The sequence below is a fragment of the Enterococcus sp. R12 genome (assembly GCF_058135755.1).
The window spans coordinates 2,118,645-2,139,300 of the sequence record NZ_CM176874.1 but is presented as its reverse complement, the minus strand read 5'-3'; the positions used below and the strand labels follow the sequence as shown (position 1 = coordinate 2,139,300).

General features: G+C 43.3%; 18 protein-coding genes. 12 read left to right on the top strand and 6 right to left on the bottom strand.

Features of this window, described 5'->3' with window-relative positions; translation table 11 throughout:
- Genes ACTW1R_RS09880 through ACTW1R_RS09870 form a run of 3 tightly spaced genes read left to right on the top strand, consistent with a single transcriptional unit; the run spans nt 1 to nt 2,683 of the window.
- Complete coding sequence (locus ACTW1R_RS09880) at nt 1-999, top strand: PfkB family carbohydrate kinase (RefSeq protein WP_375826599.1); 999 nt, start codon at nt 1-3, stop codon at nt 997-999.
- A gap of 12 nt (nt 1,000-1,011) precedes the next feature.
- The gene (gene kduI, locus ACTW1R_RS09875; protein ID WP_005229915.1) at nt 1,012-1,854 is read left to right on the top strand and encodes a 5-dehydro-4-deoxy-D-glucuronate isomerase; all 843 of its coding nucleotides are present in this window, start codon (nt 1,012-1,014) and stop codon (nt 1,852-1,854) included.
- A gap of 22 nt (nt 1,855-1,876) precedes the next feature.
- A complete protein-coding gene (locus ACTW1R_RS09870) occupies nt 1,877-2,683 on the top strand; it encodes a gluconate 5-dehydrogenase (protein ID WP_375826598.1) in 807 nt (268 codons plus the stop codon).
- Between the two features lie 260 nt (nt 2,684-2,943).
- Here ACTW1R_RS09870 and ACTW1R_RS09865 read toward each other — a convergent pair whose 3' ends face one another.
- The 5 genes from ACTW1R_RS09865 to ACTW1R_RS09845 form a co-directional block, all read right to left on the bottom strand.
- On the bottom strand, nt 2,944-3,615 hold the full coding sequence (locus ACTW1R_RS09865) for a rhamnogalacturonan acetylesterase (protein ID WP_015509923.1): 672 nt from the start codon (nt 3,613-3,615) through the stop codon (nt 2,944-2,946).
- A gap of 10 nt (nt 3,616-3,625) precedes the next feature.
- Nucleotides 3,626-5,014 carry a glucuronate isomerase gene (gene uxaC / locus ACTW1R_RS09860; protein WP_086295511.1) on the bottom strand — a complete coding sequence of 463 codons (1,389 nt, stop codon included), beginning with the start codon at nt 5,012-5,014 and terminating at the stop codon, nt 3,626-3,628.
- Nucleotides 5,015-5,034: 20 nt separating this feature from the next.
- Nucleotides 5,035-6,546 (bottom strand): UxaA family hydrolase, encoded by a 1,512-nt coding sequence (locus ACTW1R_RS09855; RefSeq protein ID WP_060792119.1) that lies wholly within the window; start codon nt 6,544-6,546, stop codon nt 5,035-5,037.
- Between the two features lie 12 nt (nt 6,547-6,558).
- The gene (locus ACTW1R_RS09850; RefSeq protein WP_074932721.1) at nt 6,559-7,962 is read right to left on the bottom strand and encodes a tagaturonate reductase; all 1,404 of its coding nucleotides are present in this window, start codon (nt 7,960-7,962) and stop codon (nt 6,559-6,561) included.
- A 71-nt stretch (nt 7,963-8,033) separates the two neighbouring features.
- Nucleotides 8,034-9,014, bottom strand: coding sequence for a LacI family DNA-binding transcriptional regulator (locus ACTW1R_RS09845; protein ID WP_195961238.1), 981 nt, complete (start codon nt 9,012-9,014; stop codon nt 8,034-8,036).
- Between the two features lie 162 nt (nt 9,015-9,176).
- Between ACTW1R_RS09845 and ACTW1R_RS09840 the strand changes: the two genes are divergently transcribed.
- Nucleotides 9,177-11,390, top strand: coding sequence for an AraC family transcriptional regulator (locus tag ACTW1R_RS09840; RefSeq protein WP_375826596.1), 2,214 nt, complete (start codon nt 9,177-9,179; stop codon nt 11,388-11,390).
- Between the two features lie 60 nt (nt 11,391-11,450).
- On the opposite strand, the gene ACTW1R_RS09835 is transcribed toward ACTW1R_RS09840, so the two are convergent.
- Nucleotides 11,451-12,338: a carbohydrate ABC transporter permease gene (locus ACTW1R_RS09835; protein ID WP_015509917.1), complete on the bottom strand. Its 888-nt coding sequence runs from the start codon at nt 12,336-12,338 to the stop codon at nt 11,451-11,453.
- A 259-nt stretch (nt 12,339-12,597) separates the two neighbouring features.
- On the opposite strand from ACTW1R_RS09835, the gene ACTW1R_RS09830 reads away from it, so the two are divergent.
- The 8 genes from ACTW1R_RS09830 to ACTW1R_RS09795 all read left to right on the top strand — a co-directional run bounded on the left by ACTW1R_RS09830 (nt 12,598) and on the right by ACTW1R_RS09795 (nt 20,656).
- On the top strand, nt 12,598-13,566 hold the full coding sequence (locus ACTW1R_RS09830) for an ABC transporter permease (RefSeq protein WP_005229934.1): 969 nt from the start codon (nt 12,598-12,600) through the stop codon (nt 13,564-13,566).
- Nucleotides 13,567-13,581: 15 nt separating this feature from the next.
- Nucleotides 13,582-14,259 carry a DUF624 domain-containing protein gene (locus tag ACTW1R_RS09825; protein ID WP_375826595.1) on the top strand — a complete coding sequence of 226 codons (678 nt, stop codon included), beginning with the start codon at nt 13,582-13,584 and terminating at the stop codon, nt 14,257-14,259.
- A gap of 165 nt (nt 14,260-14,424) precedes the next feature.
- A complete protein-coding gene (locus ACTW1R_RS09820) occupies nt 14,425-15,546 on the top strand; it encodes a glycoside hydrolase family 88/105 protein (RefSeq protein WP_375826594.1) in 1,122 nt (373 codons plus the stop codon).
- On the top strand, nt 15,543-16,859 hold the full coding sequence (locus ACTW1R_RS09815) for a glycoside hydrolase family 28 protein (protein WP_005229941.1): 1,317 nt from the start codon (nt 15,543-15,545) through the stop codon (nt 16,857-16,859). Before ACTW1R_RS09820 ends, ACTW1R_RS09815 begins: the two co-directional genes overlap by 4 nt.
- Nucleotides 16,856-17,746, top strand: coding sequence for a dienelactone hydrolase family protein (locus ACTW1R_RS09810; RefSeq protein WP_016610992.1), 891 nt, complete (start codon nt 16,856-16,858; stop codon nt 17,744-17,746). Before ACTW1R_RS09815 ends, ACTW1R_RS09810 begins: the two co-directional genes overlap by 4 nt.
- Nucleotides 17,707-18,624, top strand: coding sequence for a pectinesterase family protein (locus ACTW1R_RS09805; RefSeq protein ID WP_016610993.1), 918 nt, complete (start codon nt 17,707-17,709; stop codon nt 18,622-18,624). The genes ACTW1R_RS09810 and ACTW1R_RS09805 overlap by 40 nt, the downstream gene beginning before the upstream one ends.
- Nucleotides 18,621-19,067 (top strand): DUF4064 domain-containing protein, encoded by a 447-nt coding sequence (locus ACTW1R_RS09800; protein WP_156235876.1) that lies wholly within the window; start codon nt 18,621-18,623, stop codon nt 19,065-19,067. Before ACTW1R_RS09805 ends, ACTW1R_RS09800 begins: the two co-directional genes overlap by 4 nt.
- A complete protein-coding gene (locus ACTW1R_RS09795) occupies nt 19,064-20,656 on the top strand; it encodes a glycoside hydrolase family 43 protein (protein WP_167822022.1) in 1,593 nt (530 codons plus the stop codon). Before ACTW1R_RS09800 ends, ACTW1R_RS09795 begins: the two co-directional genes overlap by 4 nt.

The following is a 20,656-nucleotide window of genomic DNA, read 5'->3' as shown; positions in this document are numbered from 1 at the left end:
ATGGCAAACATTCTGACACTAGGAGAAATCATGTTGCGTCTATCGACAACGTTAGGCGACCGAATCGCCCATAGTTCGTTGTTTGCTGCCCATTATGGCGGTGGAGAAGCCAATGTTGCGATCTCCTTGGCGAATTTTGGTCATCGCGTTTCTTTTGCTAGTAAAGTGCCTGAGAATGCTTTAGGAGATGCCGTTTTTCATCATTTACGAAGCTATGGCGTCGATTGTCGCCACTTGCTTCGTGGCGGTTCCCGACTAGGTACTTACTATATTGAAACCGGTATCGGGGAACGAGCAGCGCGAGTGGTTTATGATCGCGCAGGCTCAAGCTTTGCTCAAATGAAAGAAAATGAGTGGCAATCTGACCTTTTTGATGGGGTTGACATTGTTCACCTTTCAGGGATCACGCCCGCTCTTTCAACGACTTGGCAGACACTTTTGCTGACGTTGATCAAAGAAGCGAAAGCAGCTGGTTGTAAAATCAGTTTCGATATCAATTATCGTGGAAAGCTGTGGACGACAGATGAAGCACGCGTCTTTTTGCAAGAAGTACTCCCTTATGTTGATTATTGCTCGGCAGGACAGTTAGATGCCCAAGTCTTTATGGATGTATCAGCTCCAACAGAGGAAGTCGAAGATGACTACTATTATCAAGAAATGCATCGGAAATATCCAAATATCCAGCTCTTTTATTCAACTAGTCGTCAGGTGCTCTCAGCAAGTCACAATCAATTGACAGGAAGCCTATGGCACAACGGCAATTATGTCGTTTCTGCTACCCATGAGATCAATCCAATCGTTGATCGCGTCGGCGGCGGCGATGCCTTTTCAGCTGGTGTCCTACATGGTCTTGTCACGAAGAAACAAGACCAAGAAATCATTGATTTTGCCACTGCAGCATCTGCTTTGAAACATACGATCCATGGCGACTGTAATCAGTTTAGCGCCAATGAGATACAAGAATTTATTGCAACAGGTTCAGGAAAAATTATCCGATAGGAGGAATAAAACATGCAACACATGGAAACACGCTATACCCATAGTCCACTTGATATTCGTCACTATAGTACCGAGGAATTACGCAGAGAATTTTTGGTAGAGAAAATTTTCACACCAGGACAAATCATGCTGACCTATACCCACAATGATCGCATGATCTTTGGCGGAGTGACACCGACAGAAGAAGCGTTAGAAGTGCAATTAAGTAGCGAATTAGGGGTGGAATACTTCTTAGAACGTCGCGAATTAGGTGTCATCAATATTGGAGGACCTGGTGCGATCACGATCGATGGCCAAAAAGAACCAATGAAAAAACAAGACGGCTACTATATTGGCAAGGAAACCAAACAAGTCTTGTTCCACTCAGATGATCCAGCAAATCCAGCGAAATTCTATCTATCTTGCGTGCCAGCACATAAGAAATACCCAAATGTAAAAATCAGTATCGATCAAGTCACACCAATGGAGACAGGCGAGGGCTTGACATTAAATGAACGGAAAATTTATCAATACATTCACCCAAATGTTTGTGAAAGCTGTCAATTACAAATGGGGTACACGATCTTAGAACCAGGCAGTGCTTGGAATACGATGCCAAGTCATACCCATGAACGTCGGATGGAAGCATATGTGTATTTTGATTTTGCCAACGAAGACACAAAAGTGTTCCATATGATGGGCAAACCAGATGAAACGAAGCATTTAGTCGTTAGTGAAGAACAAGCAGTTATTTCTCCAAGCTGGTCGATCCATTCGGGTGTTGGAACCAGTAACTACTCCTTTATCTGGGCAATGTGTGGCGAAAATATCACCTATACCGACATGGATATGGTGGCAATGGACGACTTAAAATAAAAAGAAAGAGGGTTTATCAATTATGGATTTTTCAATGGATCAATTTCGTTTAGATGGTAAGATCGCATTAGTGACAGGAGCTGTCTATGGGATCGGTTTTACGATCGCTCGTTCACTAGCAGCAGCAGGAGCAACGATCGTTTTTAACAACTTGGATCAAGAATCAGTGGATAAAGGATTAGCAAACTATCGTGAAGCAGGGATCGAAGCCCACGGCTATGTCTGTGATGTAACGGATGAAAAAGCAGTCAACGAAATGGTCAAGCAGATCGAAGAAGAAGTTGGCGTGATCGATATCTTAGTCAATAATGCTGGGATCATCAAACGAATCCCGATGTTGGAGATGTCTGCTGAAGACTTCCGCCAAGTCGTTGACGTGGACTTGAACGCTCCATTTATCGTTTCAAAAGCAGTCTTACCGTCAATGATCAAAAAAGGACATGGAAAAATCATTAACATTTGCTCAATGATGAGTGAATTGGGAAGAGAAACGGTGGCTGGTTACGCAGCGGCTAAAGGCGGCTTGAAAATGTTGACGAAAAACATTTGTGCTGAATTTGGTTCAGCTAACATCCAATGTAATGGGATCGGACCTGGTTATATTGCAACACCGCAAACCGCACCATTACGAGAGATCCAATCAGACGGTTCTCGTCACCCATTTGATCAATTTATCGTAGCGAAAACACCTGCTGCCCGTTGGGGTGAGCCAGAAGATTTAGCAGGACCAACTGTTTTCTTAGCTTCTGAGGCATCAAACTTTGTCAATGGCCATGTCTTATATGTAGACGGCGGTATCTTGGCGTATATCGGGAAACAACCTGAATAAAACAATAAGTAGTAAGGATGGGGACGAATGCAATCGTTCCCATTTTTTTATGGTGCAACACCTAAGAAATGCAAGGCTTTAAAAGGTAGCTTGGCGATAAAGGGGTTGAAGCAAAGGAATGGCAAACAAATCTTTTAGAAAGAGTGAAAAGCAAAACGCTGTGAAGGAAAATGTTCTTCGCAGCGTTTTGCTTGAGTAGCTCTTTTTCAAATCAGGTAGCGTATTTATGTTAGGGGAAGATTCAACACGAACAATGAGTTTCAATCTAACAAAACTTGTTGTGCAAGCGGTAATGGAGCATTTGACAAACATTTGGCAACTAATTTGGCGACGGCTGTAGCACCTTGGTCATTCAAATGCGTGTTATCCGTAATGCCGGCTGGATAATTGGGGTGCTGGTTTTTTTCTAAATGAAGAAAATAGGTTTTCGCCTGTTGTGGTTCCAGTGCTGAAAAGAACCGTTGTGTTGCGGCAAAAAGATCCAGACAGACCACATCCAAGGAGGTAGCCAAAGCACGCATTGCTTCTGGGTAAGGACCGACTGCCAAAGGATCAAGTTGCTGTTGGTCCACGTAATGCAAACGAGTGATCGAGGTCAATAGGATCGGTGTCGCTTGCTGCTGGCGTGCCGTTTGCACGAAGGTTGCTAAATTATGCTGATATTCTACAGGTGTCGTACCACGACTATCTGTTTTTTGATCGTTGTGTCCAAATTGAATCAAGAGATAATCACCAGCATATAGTTCTTTTTTTGCCTGCAACAAGCGTCCTTCTTCAATGAAGCTTTTGGAGGAACGCCCATTTTTTGCCAAGTTGACGATTTGATGCTGGGGGAGATAGCGTGAGATCTTTTCACCCCAGCCCGTTTCTGGACGAGCGCTAGGCTCTTTGATCGATGCGGTGGAATCACCGACGATGACGATTTTTTCCATTGTCTTTCTCCTAAAATTTGAAGTAGTTGTTGGCGTTTTGATAACAGACATTTTCTACTAATGGTTTTAGCTGACGAAGATCAGCAGGTGCTTCACCACGTACAACGATCTCAGCAAGCCATTCACAAAAGACGCGTCGGAAATATTCATGACGGGTGTAAGACAAAAAGCTTCTTGAATCCGTCAGCATGCCGACAAAGTTAAAGATCACACTGCCATCTGCGAATTTCGTCAATTGGTGACGCATGCCTGCGCGGGTGTCGTTATACCACCAGCCAGATCCTAACTGCAATTTATTATTGCCTTCTTGCTGGAAGCACCCCATCAAAGCGACGAGTGCATCATAGTCATTGGGATTTAAGGAGTAGAGAATCGTTTGAGGCAAATGGTCCTGCGCATCAGCAGCGTTCAATAATTTCTGCAAGCTTTGAGTCAGTGGTTGATCATTGATGCCATCGTAGCCCGTATCTGGTCCCAAGCGCTCAAACATTCGTTGATTGCAGTTACGGTACGCATGGACATGCAGTTGCATCGTCCAACCATGTTCGTGATACAGCTTCATCAGTTCAACTAGAACATTGGTTTTGAAGAACGAGACTTCGTTTTCCTCTAAAGATTCTCCAGCTAATGCTTTGGCAAAAATTGCTTCAAGGGATAACTGTTCGTCTGCAGCATACACTAAAGTATCCAACGCATGGTCAGACAAGCGGCAGTGATGCTGGTGAAAGTAGGTTACACGGTCCCGCAAGGCTCTCAAGAAAGCATCGTAGGTAGTGATCGCGTTTTCGACACTCTTTTCGAGTTTGGTAACATAGGTAAGAAAATTCGGATGGTCGATTTGTAACGCTTTGTCAGGTCGAAAGGTCGGCAAGACCCGAAAACGTTGTTCTGTTTGGCTTAATTGGTGATGATAGTGAAGATCATCGACTGGATCATCTGTGGTGCAAACGATCTCGACGTTACTGCGAGCAATCAAAGCTCTTCGGGTAAAGTCTTTTTGCTGCAATTTTTCGTTGCATAGCCTCCACAAAGTTTCGGCATTTTCTTCAGTAACGGGAAGATCGATCTCAAAAAATCGCTTTAATTCTAAATGGGTCCAACTGTAAAGGGGATTTCCCACCAATTTTGGCACTGTTTGACACCATGCCAAAAATTTTTCATAATCACTGGCATTGCCCGTAATCGCTTCTTCGGGTACGCCACAAGCGCGCATCAATCGCCATTTGTAATGATCACCACTTAGCCATGCCTCGGTGATAGTTTTAAAGGGCCGATCCTCATAGATTTCTTTCGGGTCTAGGTGGCAGTGGTAATCAATAATCGGCAGCTCTTTGGCATAGTCATGGTATAGTGTTTGAGCAATTTCATTTGGCAATAAATAGTTTTCATTTAAAAACATGTCGGACCTCTTTTCTTTGATTATAGTGTCACGCCATTTTTAAAGATGGCGATCTCACGAACGTTGTTGGCTTCATTACGCGTCGGTTTTCCACTGGCAGTATCAATGATCGCTTGAATAAAATCTTCCAGCACGACCTCCATCGGCTCTTCCAACAAGCGGCCAGCGTTGAAATCCATCCAGTGGGGTTTCTTATGATAAATCTCTTGATTCGTGGCAACTTTCATGGTCGGCACATAGGCACCAAATGGCGTGCCGCGACCAGTGGTAAATAAGACAAGTTGGCAATCGGCAGAAGCCAGTGCAGAAGCGGCAACAAGGTCGTTTCCTGGACCTTCCAGCAGGCTCAAGCCTGGCTTACGGAGTTTTTCCCCATATTTTAAGACATCGACGACAGCGGAAGTCCCAGATTTTTGGGTACAGCCTAATGACTTATCTTCTAGCGTGGTGATACCGCCTGCCTTATTGCCAGGAGAAGGATTTTCATAGACCGGTTCACCGTATGCAAGGAAATAATCTTTAAAGTCGTTGATTAGATGGAGAATTTTTTCAAAGGTTGCTTCATCTTGTGCACGCGCCATCAAGACTTGTTCAGCGCCAAACATTTCGGGTACTTCCGTCAAGACCGTACTGCCACCTTGAGAAACTAAAAAGTCAGAAAATGCCCCCAACAAAGGGTTGGCGGTGATCCCAGAAAACCCGTCGGAACCCCCACATTTCAACCCGATCTTTAGCTCACTCAAGGGAACGGCTTCTCGTTGATCCTCTTTTGCTGCTTCCAGTAATTCTTCTAATAAGCTTTCGCCGACCGCAATTTCATCGTCGCTTTCCTGTGCCACCATAAATTTGACGCGCTTTGGATCGTAGTCACCCAGGTTTTTCTTAAACTCGGGAACGGTGTTGTTCTCACAACCTAAGCCAAAGACCAAGACGCCACCGGCATTTGGATGATGCACCGCATCAATTAAAATTTGACGAGTGTTTTGATGATCTTGGCCTAACTGAGAGCAGCCGTAGGGATGTTTAAGGATCGTAATATGATCAAAAGTGCCAAGATCTGGATGATTCTTCTTGAAGTTTTCAACAATGATCTCTGCGATGCCATTGATACAACCAACTGTTGGCACGATCAGTAAATCATTACGAATTCCAACTTTGCCGTTTGCTCGACGGTACCCTTGGAACGTCGCAGCCCTTTTTGGATAACGAACAGGATGCAAATCGGGGGCATAGGTGTATGCTAAGGTACCAGAAAGGTTGGTTTTGACATTGTGGGTATGCAACCATTGGCCAGTTTTCACGTCAGCTAAGAGATGTCCAATGGGATAGCCATATTTGATCACGTCTTGTGATTGTGCTAGATCTTTGAGGGCGATTTTGTGTCCTTGTGGAATATCCTCAAAAAGGGTGATCGTTTGGCCTTCAAATGCAAGGGTCGTTTTAGCAGCTAGTGGTTTTAATGCGACTGCGACATTGTCTTTAGGGTGCAATTTCAATAGTTGCGCGGGTGTTTCTGTTAATGTGCTGGACATAAAGATTCTCCTTTATTTCAAACTTGGCTCAGGGGTGTCAATCGACGCAAGTAACTGGCGGGGTCCGTCTTGTTTTAGGCATGTGCACATTTCATTGATCGTCTCTGTCATAAAGCTCAGGTCTGCATGCCAAAGTTGCTCATTTTTTAATAGAGCTGCGATCTGTTCTTCTGCTGGTAATTGTTTCACTTGCTGAAATATGGTTGTCACTAGCTCATCATCTTGAAAGGGTCGTGTGAGATAGAAAGTCAGCAATCCTGCCAGTGCGGCAGTGATTCGTATTGGTACCTGCTGGTTTTGTTGGACATAACGACTTAAGACTGGTTGAAGACGCGCACGGAATTTTGAGACGCTGTTTAAAGCGATCGATTGCAGCTGATGCTTCACATAAGGATTTCTGAAGCGCTCTTTGATTTGGTCCGCATAAGCTGCAAGCTGCGCTTTAGGCAAATCAAGCATTGGAATCAACTCTTCCTGAAAAAGACCATCCAAAAAGGCTGCAAATTCACGGTCGTTCATTACTTCTTCAACGGTTTCTAAACCCGCTAAAAGAGCGAGGGGAACCATCGCCGTATGAGGACCATTTAATAAATGTACTTTTTGTTCACGGTAAGGAGTCATATCTTCTGTCACGATCACATTCAACCCAGCTTCTTGCAAAGGGAGCTTTTCGGCTACGCCGTTTCCTTCGATCACCCATAGCATAAAGGGTTCCGCAGTGACCATTACGGCATCCTCATAGCCAAGAACCTCTTGGTATTGTGCCACTTTGTCGCGAGGATATCCTGGAACGATCCGATCGACTAAGCTGCAGCAAAAGGTGTTTTCTTTTTCTAACCAGTTGACGAAGTCTGATTCCAAAGACCATAATGCGGCATATTGTAAGACGATCTCTTTTAGTTTTTCCCCATTCCGATCGATCAATTCACAAGGAATGATCAAAAATCCCTTTTTTCGTAGTTGAAAACGACGATACAAAAGAGCGGTCAGTTTTGCGGGAAAACTGTGGGGAGGGGTATCGTGTAAGGTATCCTCTGGGTGAAACGCAATACCTGCTTCCGTCGTATTAGAAACGATGATCTCAAGTTGCTCGTCTTCGGCTAAAGCAAGATAGTCTTCCCATTGCTGATAAGGATTCAGCACTTGATCGATGGTGGAGACGACTTCAAATGTTTGAGATAAAGCGCCATCGACAAGTCCTTCTAAGATAACGGTGTAGAGATTTTCTTGTTGTGCCAACAGCTCTTTCAAGCCGTGATCAATCGGCTGTACCACAACGGCACTGCCGTTAAAAAGACCGTGCTTGTTCATTTGCTGCAGCTGCCAGTTAAAAAAGCCCCGCATAAAATTGCCTTCCCCGAATTGAATCACTCGGGCTGGATAGGTTTGATGGGGTTGTTCGGTAATTTTTTTCATAGAATCCTCCTTAAAAAATAGTTATGCACACGTTAACATTTTTTGCGTAAGCGCTCTTGAAAACAAGAGGCTTACAACGATTGACGAATGATTAACGAGGTATCAAAGAAATGTTGTTTCTCAACCACTTGATTGGCAAATGCTTGCAACAGCAGGGTTGCTGCCAATTGACTCATTTCATAGACTGGTTTGTGGATCGTTGTTAATGGGGGATACGTATAGGGAGAAAAAGAACTATCATCAAAACCGATGATACCGATCTCCTCAGGGATCTTTCGTCCTGCTTGATGACAGGCATTGATCGCCCCGATCGCCATATCATCATTGGCGCAAAAAATCACTTCAGGTGGTTCAGGTAAAGCGAGTAGTTGCTGGGCACCCAGCTGACCACTTTCCAAAGAGTAGTCGCCAGCTACGAAGTATTCTTTCGGGCAGACAAGCTGCTTTTCTTGAATCGCTTTCATAAATCCTTTGCGGCGCTCTCTAGCGGAACCAAAGGAAGCGATCCCTTCGATCATGGCGATCTTTCGAAAGCCTTGTTCAAGCACATAGGTGATCATTTGATAGACCCCTTGGGCATCATTACTAGTGACATTCATCAAGGTTGCATCCTGCAATTGACGATTCAAAACGACGATGGGAATGTTTTTCTTTGAAAGAGCAGCGATAAAACCGTCATCACGATCGCTTTGACTCATCACGATCGCTCCATCGAGGCGATTCGGCTCTTCATCAAATGTATCGGATTGCAATAATTCATGAACCGCCAAAGTATATTCGGATGGTAGGGTATCACTGATTCCTTTGATCACTTCGACTAAAAAGCTATCGGAAGTACCAATGGATAGATGAGAAAAATAAAGACCAATGATATAGGATTTTTGATTCACCAGACTTTTGGCATTGACATTGGGCACATAGTGTAAAGATTCGGCGATGGCTGCGATCTTCTTTTTTGTTTCTGGCTTAATTAATGGGCTATCGTTTAACGCACGAGAAACAGTTGTATGTGAAACACCAGCGACTTTGGCGATATCTTTGATCGTGACCATAGAAAACCTTCTTCCTTTTTGCTTGATTCAAGCATAGCTTGTTCCCATGAGAATGTCAATACACCAAGGATGCACACGTGAAACATTTTTCAAAATAACATAGGAACTTTTTCTGGGATGTGCTAGTATAAAAGAAGATAGTTAGGTAATGGGAGGGAGTCTATGAAATTCTTTTTAAGCTATCATCAAACGTCCAACTTGTTTTATAAAATATTTATTTTGATTTTTCTAATTGGTAGCGCTTTAATCATTGGGTTTAGTGGGGTCATTTATCATCGAACGTATCAAAACATTCAAGAAACATTTTTGCAAAGTCAACATAATTTGGTCAACCAAGTCAAAGAAAATCTAGATCAAAAAATTCAGATGGTGGAGTATGCCTTTTCTACATACAGTAGCACACAAAGCTTTTCCGATACGATGGAACAGCCGTTTTCTGTGACGAATTATCGACAAGTACGAGAGATCAATTCACAACTGGCTTACATTGGTGTGATGGGGATCGAAAACGCCAGTTACCAATTGGTGAATTTGAACCAGCATTGGAAAATCGAAGAAGGCTCCTTAAAACAGATCGATGATACTGAATTCGCTGCTTTTCAAGCGTTGATCGACAACCAACGCTACTTGTATTGGTTGCCAGAAGATGGCTATTTAAAAATGGTGATGACGCTGCCTGTGTTTCGACAGGAAACCACTGCTTTGGGGATTGCTGAAATCCAAGACCATACCATTGCGCAGTTGGTGGCAGATCATGACGATTCCTTTTTGAATATATTTCATGCGGACGGACAACTGCTTTTCGATAATGGTGAAGTGATCGATTCTGCCTTACAAGAAACAATGATTGCAGCTGCCCACGGCGATGGCATCTTCACTGACAAAGAAAACAATAAGTATGTGGTCACACAATCGGATTACAATCAGTGGTATCATGTGATCCGTCTGGCGCCTGCTAGCGTTTCACAAGCAATCCGTGAATTAAGAAGCGGTTTGATCGTGATTGGCAGTCTTTTGATCATCCTCTTTTTATTAGTATCCTATCGCATTGCGATCGTGGCTACCTCACCCATCAATCGGATCGGTGAGCTTTTAAAGCCCAAAAAACAAGGTCAGAAATTAGAAGTCAATCAGTTGATTTCCGATATCGACCAGGTCTTACATCAAAACCACGATCTCGCCGTCAAAGTCGAGCATCAAAAGCCCGAATTAGAATCCTTGTTTCTATTAAACTTGTTTCGCGGCTGTATCTCAGAAGAAGATATTCACTTAAAACTGTCACAGTTTGGGTATGAAGTATCCAAAACAGAACACTTTGCCGTATTACTGATTCAAATCGATGATTTGTGTGGACGAGAAACAGCGACTATTGATATTTTATTGCTTGCCATCGAGAATCTCGTTTCTGAGATCATTCCAGCAAATTTGCGTTTTCAACCAATCATCTCCAGTCAAGAAACCCAAGGAACGATTTTAAAGCTTCCTGAATCAGTTGACCAAAAACAAGTATTGACCTATTGTCAAAAGATCCATCAAGCGGCAAAAGATTACTTGAAAATCAAAATAAGTTGTGGGGTCTCACAATCCTACGACCGCCTCGTAGAAACCAAATTAGCGGTTGATAACGCCAAAGAAGCCTTGCACTATCGAATGAATTTAGGGGAAGAAGTCATTATCTTTTTTGACGACATTGCAGCACAATTAGACAATAATGCGATCGTTCAATACCCTAGAGAAGCAGAAAGCACCTTTTTGGATGCGATGCGTAGTGGGGAACTAGCGACCATCAAAGCGAGTTACACGGAAGTCGTACGGGAAATCACTCATGAAAACAAAAATCCGTTGACGATTGAAAGTGCCTTGTTTAAGTTGATCAACAGTATCGTTCAGCTAGGGCAACTCTTAGGAGCGGATCATACCAGCTTGCAGAATAGTCGTAAAGTTTATCAATCCGTGCTCAACCAAACCAGTTTGTTCAAAGTTGAGCAAATCATCTATCATGAGTTAGTTTTACCTATCGTTGAAACGACACAAGCCAAAACAGATCGAGAAATTCGCTCCTTGTCTGAAAAGATGGTCTTGATCGTACACCAACAATACGATCAAGATCTCTCCTTAGATAGCATTGCTGAACAGCTGCATTATAATGCCAATTACTTAAGTAATGTGTTTAAAAAGGAATTATCCATCAATTTTGCCGATTACTTACAAAACTATCGGTTGCAAATCGCCAAAAAATGGTTGCGGGAAACGGATATGACGATCAAGGAAATCGCAGCCAACCTTCAATATACCAACTCTCAAAACTTCATCCGCTTTTTCAAAAAGAAAGAACAGATGACCCCTGGAGAGTATCGCAAACGATCCAAAGACTAAAAGAAAAAAGCGCTTTTTGATCGTCGATCAAAAGCGCTTTTTTTCTTTGCTGCCTGTTGGTTACCCTTTGACGGAACCAACCATTGCACCTTTCACGAAATACTTCTGGACAAAGGGATAGGCGATCAACATTGGCAGAGTTGCAACGACGATCACGGCCATTTTTACGGATTGTGCTGGGGGGACAACATCGACACTAGCGGCATCAGCGTTCATCCCGCTGGAGACGATCACGATTTGTCGAAGGAGCACTTGGATCGGCCATTTCGCTGAATCATTGATGTACAAGATCGCTGATTGATAAGTATTCCAATAACTAACAGCGTAGAACAAAGAGATCGTCGCAATCGATGGTAAGGAAAGGGGTAAGATGATACGGAAAAAGACGCCCCAATCAGAGCAACCATCCATTTTTGCGGATTCCTCTAAACTATCAGGAATCCCTTGGAAAAAGTTTCTCATAATGATCATATTATATGCACTGATGGCGCTCGGTAAGATCAATGCCCAGAGAGAATCGATCAAGCCGAGGCTTTGTACCAAAATAAAACTTGGGATCATCCCACCGCTAAACAACATGGTAAATACGACAATAAAGTTGAAGATGCCGCGTCCATGCAAATATTTTCTCGAAAGAGCATAGGCCATAAAAGAGGTCAAGATCATTGAAAGAACCGTTCCGACGATGGTCACGAAAAGGGAAACACCAATACTCGTAAAAATCGTGGGTGTCGAGAGAATATACCGGTAAGCATTTAAGCTAAATTCACGTGGGATAATGATAAATGTTCGTGTCGCGATCTCAGAAGAAGAAGCAAAGGAGCTTCCGAGAATGTTTAGAAAAGGTAAGAGACACGTTAAGGTGAAGAGTAGTAGAAAGCCAATAATAAATCCTTGAACGACCCGTTCACTTTTCGGGCGGTTCGTTTTTTTCAGAGTTTGTTGCATAGAAAAAACCTCCATCTTTTTTTACTTAAATAGGTACTTCCAACGTATCATGAGGCGGGGACAACGTATATAATCACTTTTACATGTTAAAAAATTCACAATAGTGATAAACGTTGATAAATCAAGGATTTTCCAATTCGATTGAGAAATAATCCTAAAAAATGTATGCCTTTTCAAAACTGAGAAAATGATTATATACGTTATCTTTTTTTCACGCTACCATGGGACTATCAAATCAAAAAAATTCGGAGGAACAAGTATGGAAACAAAAGTTGATAATTACTTCTCACCACTTAATGAAGAAGAACAGCGGCTGCGGCTGAAAAAGAAAAAATGGGCGCAAATCAGAAAAAATCGTGCCCTCTATATTATGGTATTGCCGGGGATTTTATATTTTCTTATTTTCCGTTACATACCGATGGGCGGTTTGGTCATCGCTTTTCAAGACTACCAACCATTCTTGGGGATCCTAGGAAGCCCCTTTGTTGGCTTCACTCATTTTATTCGGCTCTTTACTGAAGATACCTTCGTGATGTTGATGCGCAATACACTGATCATGTTTTTCTTAAATATCACGATTTCTTTCCCTTTTCCTATATTATTGGCACTTATGCTAAATGAAGTAAACAATCGCCGTTTGAAAAAAGGGATTCAAACCATCATTTATTTGCCTCATTTTATGTCGTGGGTCATCGTTGTTTCCATCTTCTATGTTTTATTAACGACAGAAGGTGGTGTAATCAATAACATGATCGAAAGTCTTGGTGGCGAACGTATCCCGTTTCTAACAAGCCGCACGTGGTTGCGTCCAATGTACATTTTCCAAGATCTTTGGAAAGGTGCCGGTTGGGGGACGATCGTCTATCTAGCCGCTATTACCAATGTTGATGAACAGCTTTATGAAGCTGCGGATATGGATGGGGCCGGCAAGCTACGAAAAATGTGGCATATCACATTGCCTTGTATTCGTCCAACGATCGTAACCTTATTGATTTTAAAGATCGGTTCGATCTTAGATATGGGCTTTGAGCATATGTTCTTGTTGATGAACTCAATGAACCGTGAGGTTGCCCAAATCTTTGATACCTTTGTCTATACCGCTGGGATTCAAAATGGTCAATTGAGTTACTCGACAGCTGTTGGGCTGTTTAAAGGACTTGTTGGCTTGATCCTCGTTATCTTTGCGAATCGTTTGGCGAAAAAAATTGGCGAAGACGGGATTTATTAAGAAAGAAGGGATCACATGACGATCGAAAAGATCACGAAAATCAACGAAGGATTACTCGCATTTTTGACGCTGATCGCACTTCACTTTCTTTGGCTCAGTGTGACTCTCCTGGGAGGGATCCTCTTTGGCATTGGTCCTGCGTCGTATGCCATGATGAAATATTATGATCGCTGGCTTCGTCTTCATGAACGACCGCCTTTGATCAAAAGTTTTTTCTACTATAGTAAAGAACGGTTCCGACAATCGGTGCTGATCAGTTGGTTGTTTCTGATCATTGCAGGGATCGTGATCACCAACATATTTGCGCCATTTCCATGGTTTATCCAAGTAGCGAATGTCCTCTTTTTGATTGCGTTTCTCTTTTTATTCATGCATGTGTATACCGTCATGGCAGTCACCAACTTTGTGACCGTGTTTGAGATCCTGCGAGGGAGTGCGTTGTTAGGTTTAGGCTATCTGCATTATTCGATCATTAGTTGGACGATTTTGATTGTTGGCTATTTAGTCCTGGGCAGTTATTTCTTGATCGGCCTCATTTTGATGGGTAGCAGCTTAGTTGGTGGTGTTTTTGCCCTTGCTGGTAAAAAAATTCTTCAAGATATCCACCCAATTGAAACAGATCAGGTGGTATCAAAAACGGCATCGACTACGGAGCAAACCGTTGCCAGCAAAGGAGATGAGGTCATTATCTAAAGAAAACGGCTCAAAGACTTTTACTGGTCCGCAAACAAAAAGGGCACTAGAGAACACCTGTAAATAGCAAGACAAGCTGAACCCTCATGAAATACAGCCAGTAAAACGGATTCATTCAAATAGCTCTATGAATTGAGGAGACTACAATAAAAGGAAGTATCGTACATGAAGAACTATTCGGAAATTGCTTTGAACACGTTATTTGAGCGCTATGACTACTTATGCAAAGAAAAAATTTATCACGGAAAATGGTCCTATGACATCGGGGTCGTTTTACAAGGCGTGAAAGAAGCCTATGAGCAAACTGGTGACAAACGCTATTTCGATTATATCCAAAACACGATGGATTTTTATATTGACGAAGACGGTTGTATCAAAAACTATCAGATGGATGCGATGAATATCGATTACATCAATAATGGCAAATGTTTATTCTTACTATACAAAGAAACAGGTGCTTCAAAATACAAGATCGCCTTGGACACGCTGTATCAACAATTACAGCAGATGCCAAGAACAAGCGAAGGCGGGTTCTGGCATAAAAAAATCTATCCTTATCAAATGTGGTTAGATGGCTTATATATGGGGGCCCCATTTCTAACAGAATACGCACTGACATTTGAGAAAGAAGAAGCATTGGAAGATGTAATCAAGCAATTCACCTTATGCTTTACTCATACCCTAGATCCAAAAACGGGTCTTTTGTATCACGCGTGGGATGAACAAAAAGTCCAGCCGTGGGCAGATCCCAAGACCGGTTGTTCAAAAAATTTCTGGGGACGGTCAATGGGATGGTTCATGATGGCTCTCGCAGATACGATGGTGCTATTAGGGAAATCAGAGCAGAAGAATCCATTAGAAAAAATGTTTGTCTCCTGTCTAGAAGCTCTTGCTAAAGTAAGAGATCCCCAGAAAAAAGTGTGGTATCAAGTCTTAGATAAAGGCAGTGAGCGTGGGAATTATTTAGAAGCATCCGCTTCTTCAATGATTTGTTACGCAACAGCGAAAGCAGTCAAAGCAGGGATCATCGATCAAAAATGGCAAGTGTTTGCCCAAGAGACCTATCAAGGATTGCTTGATGAGTTTGTCTTTTTAACAAAAGAAGGCTGGTTGAATCTGATCAGAAACTGTGAAGTTGCTGGTCTTGGTGGCCCAGATGATCGGGATGGTACGTTTGTTTACTATATCAGTGAACCCGTTATCACAAATGATTTCAAAGGATACGGTGCCTTTTTACAAGCGAGTTTACTGCTGCAACCACTAATGGAGGAAGGAAGCAAGAAATGAATATCCAATTGACTACAGCTGATTTACAAGAAAAAGAAGGTCTGTTGACAGAAGCGATTCAAGAAAAAATTGATGAATTGCATCAACAAGGAGGAGGCAGAATCACTTTTTCCGCAGGACGCTATCCGACAGGAGCGCTCTTTTTAAAAAGTAATATTGAACTGCACCTACTATTGGGGGCGACCCTAGTATTTTCTGATGATCCCAAAGACTATCCCGTCGTTGTGTCTCGCTGGGAAGGGGTCAAACGGGAAGTTTATGCCTCTTGTTTATATGCCGAGAATGCGGAAAATATCGCTGTCACAGGATTAGGAATGCTTGATGGACAAGGGCAAAGATGGTGGAAGACCTTTCGGGAAAACCGTGAACAGCTTGCTTATCCACGACCAAAATTAATCAGTTTTGACTCTTGCCAGCAAATTACGTTGAAAGATATCCGTCTGGTCGATTCACCAAGTTGGACCGTCAATCCGATTCTTTGCCAAGATTTAACGATCGATAATCTTCGCATCAAAAATCCAGCGGATTCGCCAAATACGGATGGGATCGATCCTGAATCTTGTAAAAATGTCCGCATCAGTAACTGTCATATCGATGTTGGTGATGATTGTATCGCCATCAAATCAGGAACGGAGGACACCAAAGAACGGGTCGCTTGTGAGAATATCACGATCGTAAATTGCCATATGCTTCATGGACATGGGGCAGTCGTTCTAGGTAGTGAGATGAGCGGCGATATTCGTAATGTCACCATCAGTAATTGTATTTTTCAAGATACCGATCGTGGGATTCGGTTGAAATCCCGTCGGGGACGTGGCGGAACGATCGAAGATATTCGAGTGAATAACATTGTGATGGATAATGTTATCTGTCCATTCACTTTAAATCTTTACTATTTCTGTGGACCGAAAGGCAAAGAAAAGTATGTTTGGGATAAAAATCCGTACCCGATCACCGAGGAAACCCCTCATTTTCGAAGAATCCATTTTGCAAATATCTCGGCTCGGAATGTTCATGCGGCCGCTGGGTTTGTTTATGGCTTGGCTGAACAATTTATTTCAGATATCACTTTCCAAGATATTGCTGTCTCTATGGCTGAACACCCAATTCCAGGAAAGCCTGCAATGATGACAGGTATCGAAGAGATGACAAAACAAGGCTTTTATATTGGCTGTGGACGGAATATTCAGTTTGATCGTATCAATTTGGAAGGCGTAACTGAAGCGTTCCATATCGAGAATAGTCGGGAAATCACCGTCACACAATCATTTGAGAATCGTCAGCCTCTGGCATTTCAAGGAGATTTTTTGTGAGGGATCCCCAGTTACTACAGCTGCTAGGTCCTGATATGAAAGTTGCACCACAAGTGGTTCAGCAAACAAAAGAGCAAGTGCAAAATTATACCTTGGAACATTTACTTCTACGATTAAATCAAGAAGAGGATGTCCCTGCATACTTTGCTTATCCTAGCTCTCAGCAACCTGTTCCACTCGTTTTGTTCAATCATTCTCATGGCGGCGACTTCACGAGGGGGAAAGAAGAACTGCGACAAAGTCCGTGTTATATGCAAAAAGAAAGCCTATTCGCGACATTTATGAAGTTGGGCGTCGCCGTTGGGGTGATCGACATGTGGGGCTTTGGCGAACGAAAAAACGGTGAGAATGATAGCTACAAGCGGTTTCTGTTGCAAGGCAAAACATTATGGGGACAACGAATCTATGACAATCAACAGTTTTTGACCTATCTTGCTTCCCGCAAAGAAGTGAAACATTCCGCTATCGCCACATTGGGACTTTCTATGGGCGGCTTGATGAGCTGGTGGTTGGCAGCGCTAGATGAACGGATATCAGTGGTGGTGGACATGGCAGCACAAGTGGACTATCAAGCATTGATCGAAGAGGACCGTCTAAGCAAACATGGGTTTTACTATTATGTTCCTAATGTGTTGAAAGACTTTACGACTGCGGCCATCCAAAAACAGATCGCACCACGCCCGCGTTTGAGTTTGGTTGGCAAAGAGGATCGTGGCTGCCCCTCAAGCGGCGTCGCTCGTTTGGATCAGCAGCTCGGACAGCATTATGAAGCAATAGGCTATAAGGAGCATTGGCAGGCGTGTTGCTTGCCAGGCGGTCATGAAGAAACCAAGGAGATGAGAGCGCAGTGGATCGAATTTCTAAAACAGCACCTCCTATCAAGCTAAAGGTTAGTAAAGAGCCGCAAAAGGGTGATTTTACGAGTATCCAAGCAGCCGTGCTGGCTGCTGAAGCCTTAAAAGCACCTTGTGAAATCACGATCGCCTCTGGCGTGTATCAAGAACAGGTGAAAATCTATAAGAACCAGCTTACGTTGATTGCGGAACCTAACACGTTCTTATGCTACCACTTGGCTGCCGAGCAAACCGATGAAAATGGGCAAAAAAGAGGAACGTTTCAAACAGCGACGCTCTTTATCAATAGCCGAGAAGTCTTTGTAAAAAACCTGACCATCATCAATGACGCAGGGTATGGGCGAGCAGTCGGGCAAGCAGTTGCCGTCTATATCGAAGGGGATGACATTCGCTTCGAACGCTGTCATCTCGATGCTTTTCAAGATACCTTGTGCCTGGGTCCATTGCCAAAAAATACCAAAGAAGGCGAACCAATGATCAGTCCTTGGCGAAAGACAATCTTTGACCAACAACAGAGTTTGTTTTTGCATTGCAGGATCAGTGGAACAGTCGATTTTATTTTTGGCGGTGGTTCCGCCACCTTTGAAGAGTGTCGCTTGCATTGTAAAAATACACCACAAACGAACTACGTTACTGCTGCCTCAACCAGCAAACAAGCAAGCGGGTTAACCTTCGATCGATGCCGAGTGACAGGGGACAAAGCCTATTATTTAGGCCGTCCTTGGCGTAATGACGCCAAAGTCACCTTTTTATCCTGCTGCTTTGATCAACAGCTCGCCCCTTGCGGATGGTCTGATTGGGGAAAAACAGCAAGCCACCAAACGGTCACATTCACGGAGCGAATGTGTTGTTACCAAAGAAGTCCCCAACGTCCTGAATGGGTGACTCTTGAAGGAGTGATAGAAAAATGAGCAAGGCAAAATGGTCTGGCTGGATCGGGATGGTTCTCGCTCTGGTGTTTATGGGCGGCTTTTCCTTGGCGATCAATCAAATGACTGTCCAGCAGTTCGAAGAGATCTTTCAACGTGCGTTTCCCACTATACTGAATCAAATGACGGAAGAAGCAGCATTGGAGCAATTTCAAACACTCGGCGCTTGGTTTGGCTTCACGCTGTTGGCACTCCTGATATTGGTTTCAGTGGCGACGATGCTTGTTCGCTATCGTAATTATCGAAAGCAATCTTGTGCTATTTATTTTTTGACTGGTGTCGTGACATTGATTGGTAGTCAAATGATCGCTTTTCCGATTGCCTTTTGTTTCTTTTTAGCGGCGGGTTTTTGTTTTCTCCATCGCGATGACGGACACAAGAAAAAAACAGCGGACGCAGTCAGCAAACAAGGAGGGGTTGCATGAAGGCAATAATCAATAATCCGATTTTAAGAGGGTTTCATCCTGATCCGAGTATTTTAAAAGTCGAGGATACTTATTATTTAGCGGTTTCTTCCTTTGAGTGGTTGCCAGGAATTCGGGTCTACTGTTCTCAAGATCTAGTCAATTGGTCCCATGAAACAGATATTCTGACCAATCAAGTGGATTTATTAGGCAACGCAGCAAATTGCAGCATTTGGGCACCGCAAATCAGCTACGCAAACGGACAATACTATTGTGTCTATACAAATGTTCGCAACACGACACGCCCCTTCAAAGACTGTCGAAACTATCTCATCACGGCTCCTACGATTCATGGGCCATGGTGTGAGCCCATTTACTTAAATGGTAGTGGCTTTGATCCGTCCTTGTTTCATGATCAAGAGGGGCGTATCTGGTTATTGAATGCGCTTTGGGATTATCGTAAGGATACACCAAATAAATCGGTGGGGATCGTGCTCCAAGAATACTCTGAAGCACAAGGGTGCTTGATCGGTGACAGAGTGCCAATTTTTTCTGGAACCCAGCTGGCGAAGACTGAAGCACCGCATCTTTATTACCACAATGAGTGTTATTACTTACTGACGGCAGAAGGAGGAACGGGTGCAGGTCATGCGGTAACAGTTTGTCGTAGTAAAACCATCACTGGACCTTATGAAGTAGATCCGCATTTTCCCATGATGCGTGCCTATCAGCGCGAAGATTCCCCTTTTCAATGTACAGGTCATGGCAGTTTGACGATTGCGCCATCAGGAGAATGGGTCATGAGCTATTTGATGACTCGGCCAGTAGAAGGGGCAGCGATCCTTGGACGAGAGACAGCACTCCAAACTGTCTATTGGGATCACGAAGGATGGCTGCATCTTAGCAATAACGATACGATCCCAGATCAAACCATCAGGCTCGCTAGCGACGCTCAGAAGCAAAGGGCATCACCTGCTGTTTTTATTGATGACTTTAAAGGATCGTTGCAAAAAGCATGGAACGGTAGACGATTGCTGCCCAATGAAGAGTGGTGCAATCTGAGTGAGCGACCAGGGTATTTGCGATTGATCGGCGGAGAATCGATGCAATCGAACTTTCATAAGCACTTATTGGCGATTCGTCAACAAGACTTTTGTTTTGAAGCTGAAACAGTGATGGAATACCACCCCCAATCGTTCAATCAGATGGCTGGATTGTCGCTTTTCTTAAATGAAGAAAACTATTTGTTTTTCTACGTAACCTATGATGAAAAAGAAGACAAGGTCCTTCGGTTGCTGCGGTGTTGTGAAGGAGAATTTCACTTGTTCCCAGATAAATTGCCCCTCGCTGCTGCAAGTGAGCCGATTGGATTGAAAGTAGTCGGTTCTTATCTAGAAGCCCAATGGTTCTATCGGCAATCACAAACGTGGCATCCCTTTAAAAAGCAAAACATCCAGTTCTTGTCTGGTGGTTTTACGGGGAATTTCATTGGAATCAGTGCCCATGATTTAGATCACTTTGGCAAAAGCTATGCCGATTTTGAATATTTTACGTATCAAGGGAAAGATCCGCTCGATGATGGCTCCCTAAAAATAGAGAAAGAAGGTTAA